The 6678-nt window shown below is 72.3% G+C and carries 4 protein-coding genes; all 4 read left to right on the top strand.

All coding sequences use genetic code 11. The annotated features are described in order from the left end of the window. Window positions 1-188: 188 nt before the first annotated feature. The 4 genes from C1I98_RS33220 to C1I98_RS33205 all read left to right on the top strand — a co-directional run bounded on the left by C1I98_RS33220 (window position 189) and on the right by C1I98_RS33205 (window position 6663). The gene (locus tag C1I98_RS33220) at window positions 189-1502 is read left to right on the top strand and encodes a cytochrome P450 (RefSeq protein ID WP_199537401.1); all 1314 of its coding nucleotides are present in this window, start codon (window positions 189-191) and stop codon (window positions 1500-1502) included. Beyond that, on the top strand, window positions 1499-2410 hold the full coding sequence (locus tag C1I98_RS42025; protein WP_158558284.1) for a terpene synthase family protein: 912 nt from the start codon (window positions 1499-1501) through the stop codon (window positions 2408-2410). Before C1I98_RS33220 ends, C1I98_RS42025 begins: the two co-directional genes overlap by 4 nt. An 8-nt stretch (window positions 2411-2418) precedes the next feature. Beyond that, on the top strand, window positions 2419-4017 hold the full coding sequence (locus C1I98_RS33210) for a prenyltransferase/squalene oxidase repeat-containing protein (protein ID WP_111171301.1): 1599 nt from the start codon (window positions 2419-2421) through the stop codon (window positions 4015-4017). 165 nt (window positions 4018-4182) lie between these two features. After that, the gene (locus C1I98_RS33205) at window positions 4183-6663 is read left to right on the top strand and encodes a sensor histidine kinase (protein ID WP_111171298.1); all 2481 of its coding nucleotides are present in this window, start codon (window positions 4183-4185) and stop codon (window positions 6661-6663) included. Window positions 6664-6678 lie beyond the last annotated feature (15 nt).

Genomic DNA, 6678 nt, shown 5'->3' with positions numbered 1-6678 from the left:
CCATCCCGCCGCCTGCCTCCCCCGCTTCCCGAGCACGTCTTCGGCATTTCCACGCACAGGTTCAATCACAAAGCGCGCCCATATTCGCACGCCACGTAATCGCACCAGGTGAGGGACTCCCCAGTATGCCGACCTCTGCCACCGCGCGGCCCGCTCGCCCGGCCCGGACGCTCCCCTTCCATCGCATCGTGCCACGCCTCGTCCGCGACCCGATCGCCGCCCTTGTAGCGATGTCCGCCGAGGCGGCAGGCGAGATAGTGCGGCTGGATCTCGGAACGTTCCGGCCCTATCTGGTCACCCATCCCGACCACGTGCAGCAGGTCTTCCGGGGAAACGCGATGAACTACACGCGCGAGGGGGTCTTCTGGCGGCCGCTGCACCGGCTGTTCGGCAACGGCGTCCTGTCCGACGGCCCGGCGTGGCACACCAGCAGGAAGGTCCTGCAACCCGTCTTCACCGCGCGCAACGTGGACTCCCTCACCGGGCTCATGGCCACGACGGTGGCCGAGGCGATCGACGAACTGGTCCCCGCCTCCCCCGCCACGATCGACGCGGGCGACTTCATGGCGCATTTGGTCAACCGGACCGTCATCGCGGCCTTCTTCGACCGCAGGATCACCGACGAGGAGAGCGGCCGGCTCATCCCGGCGCACGACAAGATCGCTCTGTCCATCGTCTCACGGCTGCTGCTGCCGCTGGTGCCGCACCAGGTGCCGCTGCCCGGTGACCGGGCGTTCCACCAGGCGGTGCGGACGTTCGACAGCGTGATGCGCCCGCTCGTCGCCCGGCACCCGGACGCGCCGCCAGAGGGTCACGACATCCTCGCCGTACTGTGCCGGGCACGGGACGCGAGCGGCGGCGAACTGGGCGACCAGTGGGTCCGCGACAACATGGTCGCGATGTTCGCGGCCGGGACGGAGACCACCTCCGTCGCCCTGACCTGGCTGTGGCCGGTCCTCGCCGAGAACCCGCAGATCGCCGCCCGGCTCCATGAGGAGATCGACGAGGTGGTCGGCGGTGGGCGCGTGACCCCGGACCACCTGCCCGCCCTGCGCTGCACGCGGATGGTCGTGCAGGAACTGCTGAGGCTGTATCCGGTCGGCTGGCTGCTCCCGCGGATGGTGGTGGCCGACGACGTCATGGACGGGGTGCGCCTGCAGGCCGGGGCGAACGTGCTCATCAGCCCCTATCTCACCCATCGGCTCGGGGAGTTCTGGGAGGACCCGCTGAGGTTCGATCCCGAGCGGTTCGCCGATCCGCAGGCCGGGACCCGGCACCGCTACGCGTACTTCCCCTTCGGCGGCGGCCCGCACCAGTGCCTGGGCACGCACGTCTTCGAGATCGAGGCGCAGCTCATCGTGGCCGGCCTGCTGAGCCGTTTTCGCCCCCGGCTGCGGGAGGGGGATCGGGTGACCCCGCGCGCCGCCGCGTCCCTGCGCACCCGCGGGCGCGTGTGGATGACCCTGCACCGGCGGGACGGCGGCCGGCGGGCGGCCCGGTGAGCGCCCCGGTGGGCGGGCAGGCCGTCGGCGGCGTCCAGGCGGCCCCCCTGGACTCCGCCGAGATCGGGCGGGTGTGCGCGGTCGCCGGGATGCTCCAGCGCGAGATGCGCGCGTGGTCGCAGGAGTACCCCGGCCTGTTCTCCGCCAAGCCGTTCGACGCGGCCCTGTACAGCACGCTGACCCTCGCCTCCGCGTTCAGCGGCCCATGGTCGCAGGCGGCCGACCTGCGCATGGCCAACCGGGCGTGCCTGTGGTGCTTCGCGCTGGACTGGCTGATGGACTACCTGGCCACCGGGCCGGATGAGGGCCGCGAGACGACGCGGCGCTGCATGGCCGTCGCGGAGGGGGCGCCGCCCGGCGCGGGCGACGACCTCGCCCGCTTCCTGGCCGGGATCCGGGCGGAACTCGCGGGCCTGCCCGCCTTCGTCGCCCTCGATCACGTGTGGCGCGAGGACCTGCGGCACATGCTCGACGCGATGACCCTGGAACTCACCTGGAAGATCGAGGGCGTCGTCCCGGACTTCCCCCAATATCTCGACAACGCCGACAATCTGGGTTTCTCCTTCGTCTTCACCACGCACTGGATCGCCACCACGCCTTCGGCCTCACCCTCACAGGCGGAGATCGAGGCCGTGCGGACGGCGAGCGCCGCCGTGCAGCGGGTCATCCGGCTCCTCAACGACCTGGGCAGCCAGGAGCGGGACACCAGCTGGGGCGACCTCAACGCGCTGATGCTCGGCCGCGACCGGGAGCAGGTGCTGGCCCTTTCCGCCGAGCTGGCCGCCCGGGCCCGGGAGCTGCTGGTCCCGGTACGGGCCTGCCGCCCCGACCTGGCGGACTACCTGGAGCGCCAGATGGACTTCTGCGCCGGATTCTACCGGCTCGCCGACTACTGGGGGCGACTGTGACGCCCCGGATGGACCTCGCCGCGGAGGCGGGCAAGCTCGTCACCGACCTCGTCACCCAACCCTGGGGCCGCGTCTCGCCGTCGGTGTACGAGACCAGCCGGCTGGTGACGCTCGCGCCCTGGCTGATCGGGCACTCCGAACGGGTGGACTACCTGCTGGACGTCCAGCGGGCCGACGGCGGGTGGGGCGGTCCCGGCGGTTACGCGCTCGTGCCGACGCTGGGCGCCACCGAGGCGCTGCTGACCGAGGCCGGGCGGTGGGGCAGCGGCGGCCGCCTGGCCGAGGCGATCGACCGCGGGCTGCGGCTCCTCTTCGCCTGGTCGGCCGCCTCCTATCCGTTCCCGATCCCGGACATGCCCGCGATCGAGCTGATCGTGGCCTCGCTGGTCGAACGTCTCGACCGCCACCTGAGCGGGCTGGGCGGCGGTCCGGAAGCGCCCCTGGCGCGCTGGCGGGGCGCGCGCCTGGCCCCGCCAGCGCGGGCGAGCCCGGCCCGGCTCGCCCGCTTCCGCGATTCGCTGGCCGGGCGGCCCGCGCTGCCGGAGAAACTGCTGCACGCGCTGGAGGTGGCGGGCGAGGCGGCCGGCGGCCTCGGCGTGCGGCCCACGTCGATCGGGTCGGTCGGGGCCTCCCCGGCGGCGACGGCCGCCTGGCTGGCGGCGCAACCCGTCATCGAGCCCAGCGACACCGCCCGGCGGCACCTGGAGTCGGTCGTGCGCAGGCACGGAGGGCCGGTGCCGTGCGGGATGCCGGTGACCGTCTTCGAGCGGGGATGGGTGCTGAGTTCCCTGGCCCGGGCGGGGATCAGGCCACCGATCCCGGAGGAGGTGCTGTGGAGCCTGGGCGCGGCCAGCGGGCACGCCGGCACCGCCGCGGGGCCGGGACTGCCCGCCGACGCCGACACCACGGCCGTCGCGCTCTACTCGCTGTCCCTGCTCGGCATGCCCTATGAACCGGCGGGCCTTTGGGCCTACGAGATGGACACGCACTTCTGTACCTGGCAGGGCGAGGAGGGAGATTCGCCCACCGTTAACGCGCATGTTCTTGACGCGTTCGGCACGTACGTGACAGGCAGGACGGAACCGCACGACCGATACCGGGCCGCGATCGAGAAAGTGTCGAACTGGCTGCGCGAACAGCAGAGCCCGGAAGGGGCCTGGTCCGACCGGTGGCACGCCTCGCCCTACTATGCGACGGCCTGTTGCGCCCTGGCCCTGGCCGAGTTCGGCGGGGCGCGGTCGGCCGGGGCGGTACGGCGTGCGACGGACTGGGTCACGGCGACGCAGCGCCCCGACGGCTCGTGGGGCAGATGGTCGGGGACGGTGGAGGAGACCGCCTACGCCGTTCTGACCCTGGCCATGACCGGTCCGGTGCCGGACGCCCGCGGGTCCGTGGCCGCCGCGCGCGGGCGGGAGTACATCCGGACGCGGCTGGACTCGCCGGACGACACCCCGCTGTGGCACGACAAGGACCTGTACGCGCCGCCCGCGATCATACGCGCGGCGGCGCTGGCCGCCCTCCATGCTCCGGGCGCAACTCTCCGTCAAACCCCCAGTAAAGGGACTTACCACCCAAGTTTTCTGCAAAACGACATAAATGGACATTAGCCGCCGTCTGCAATGTTGACTTGAGTAGCTTTAGCGTGATTGCTAAGGTTCCTGAGGCCGGTGTCGGCTGCCTGCCGTGTGCTCGTTCGACCGGTCCTTCGGTGATTTCGCATCACCGTGATCTGAGCTGCGGGTTTCCGCCCGTCCTCCGCAGAATGGCTACGTATGCGTTTGCGCAAAACCCGGTTGGGCACCAAGGTCGTCGCCCTGTTGGTCTCCCTCTCCGCACTGTGGGCCTTCGCCGCCTGGGTGACCATGCGCGACGGCCTGAACCTGCTGTGGGTGACGCGGCTCGACCAGGCCATCGCCGCGCCCAGCGAGCCCTTGCTCGCCGAGCTGCAACGCGAGCGGCGGCTCACGCTCGTCCGGCTGGGCGCGCCCGGCGCCCGCCAGCGCGAGGCGCTGACCGCCCAGCAGGCCCGCACCGACGCGGCGATCGCCGTGTTCGAGACGGAGGCCCGGAGCACGACCGTTCGCTGGGCGGGCAGCGACACGCTGCTCGCCCGGCTCGACGAGGTGTTCCGCAGGCTGGAGTCGCTGAAGAAGTCGCGCAAGACGGCCCGCGACGGGACCGACCAGAACAGCGCCGCGGGGATGTACTCAGAGGTCATCGACTCGCTGTTCCGCATGTACGACGCCATGGCGACGCTCGACGACGAGGGCTTCGCGAAGAAGACCTGGGCGATCATCAACCTCAACCGGGCGCGTGAACTGCTGGCCCGCGAGGACGCGATGCTCGGGGGCATGCTCGCCGGGGGCCGCATCGACCCCGACCGGCGCGACGCCTTCGTCCAGCTCGTCGGGGCCCGGCGGCACCTGATGGGCAACTCGCTCACCGAGGTGCGCGAGGTGGACCCGGTCGCCTTCGACAGCCTCAGCGACAGTGGGGCGCTCGTCCGTTTCCAGACGGTGGAGGACGTCGTCATCGCCAACAACGGCGCCCGGCCGTTCCCGGTCAGCGGAGACCAGTGGCGCTCGGCCACGACTCCGGCGCTGGCCGAGCTGGAGCAGACGGTCAACGCCGCGGGCGACCGGATCGTCGAGCAGGCCACGCCGATCGCGACCGGAGTCGTCATCCGCCTGGCCCTGGCCGGCGGCCTCGGCCTGCTCGCGGTCATCGCGTCGATCGTGCTGTCCATCACCACCGCCCGCGACCTGGTGCGCCAGCTCGACCGGCTGCGGACCTCGGCCACCGAACTCGCCAGGGAGCGGCTGCCCGGAGTGGTGGAACGGCTGGGCCACGGCGAAAAGGTGGACGTCGCCACCGAGGCGCCGCCCCTGCGGTTCGGCGACGACCAGATCGGCCAGGTCGGCCAGGCGTTCAACGAGGTGCAGGAGACCGCGATCCGCGTCGCCGTCGAGCAGGCGGAGCTGCGCCGCAGCATCAGGGAGATCCTGCTGAGCCTGGCCAGGCGCACCCAGTCGCTGGTACACCGCCAGCTCGCGCTGCTGGACACCATGGAGCGCCGGGAGAGCGACCCATCGGACCTGAAGGACCTGTTCCGGGTCGACCACCTCGCCACCCGCATGCGCCGCAACGCGGAGAACCTGATCGTGCTGTCCGGTTCGTCGCCCGCCCGGTCCTGGCGGCGGCCGGTCCCGATGATCGACGTGGTGCGCGGCGCGCTGGCCGAGGTGGAGGACTACACGCGGGTGAGCGTCCCGCCGATGGGCGAGGTCGCGCTGGTCGGCCGGGCCGTCGGTGACGTCATCCACCTGCTCGCCGAGCTGATCGAGAACGCCGTCTCCTACTCCCCGCCCTACACCACCGCGGAGGTCCACGGTCAGATCGTGGCCAACGGTTACGTGATCGAGATCGAGGACCGCGGCCTCGGCATGAGCGCCGCCGACCTCGCCGCGGCCAACGACCGGATCGTCGACCCGCCCGAGTTCGACCTCAGGGACACCTCCCGGCTCGGCCTGTTCGTGGTCAGCCGGCTCGCCGAACGGCACGGCATCAAGGTGTCGCTGAAGGGCTCCCCCTACGGCGGCACCACCGCGGTCATCCTGCTTCCGCCGGACATCGTGCTGGCCGAAGAGGACGGCCCCGCCAGGCGGGAGATCGAATCCGGGCCGATGCCGGCCATCACCGCCGAGCCGTGGGGCGGTGATCCGGAGATCGCACGCAGGACCGCGGCCGTATTGGGAGAGACAAGCAGCATGTCGGAGTCATCGGCGAAGCCCGCCCTGACGGCGACCACCGGTGGCGGCACCCGGCCCGAGCCGGGCACGAACGGCCTCCCCCCTCTTCCCCGCAGGAACGGCGCGCTCGCCGTACCGGACGTGAACGGCCGACCGGCGAGCCGGCGGGCGCTGCCCCAGGACGACGCGCCCGCGCGCGGATACGATCCGCTCGCCGCGGGCCCGGTGCGGGAGGAGCTCCCCGACGAGGCCGGCTTCACCCCCGGCGGCCTGCCGTTCCGGGTGCCGCAGGCGAGCCTGGCCCCGGCGCTGCGCGCCGAGCAGGCGGACCCCGAGCCCGCCGAGGACCCGGAGGAGGACCTGCGCTCGCCCGAGGAGATCCGCCGGATCATGGGCTCCTACCAGGCGGGCACCATGCGCGGCCGGATGGCCGCCGAACAGGCCCACGTGGAGGATCCCGGCCGCGCCCCCCGGCACGGACGCGACCCCGGCGATCCCCGCTGACCCGCCGCCCTGAAC

The sequence above is a fragment of the Spongiactinospora gelatinilytica genome (assembly GCF_003236385.1).
Taxonomy (GTDB): Bacteria; Actinomycetota; Actinomycetes; order Streptosporangiales; family Streptosporangiaceae; genus Spongiactinospora; species Spongiactinospora gelatinilytica.
Note: the sequence above shows the minus strand (reverse complement) of the source record. Positions and strands in the feature narration are given on the sequence as shown.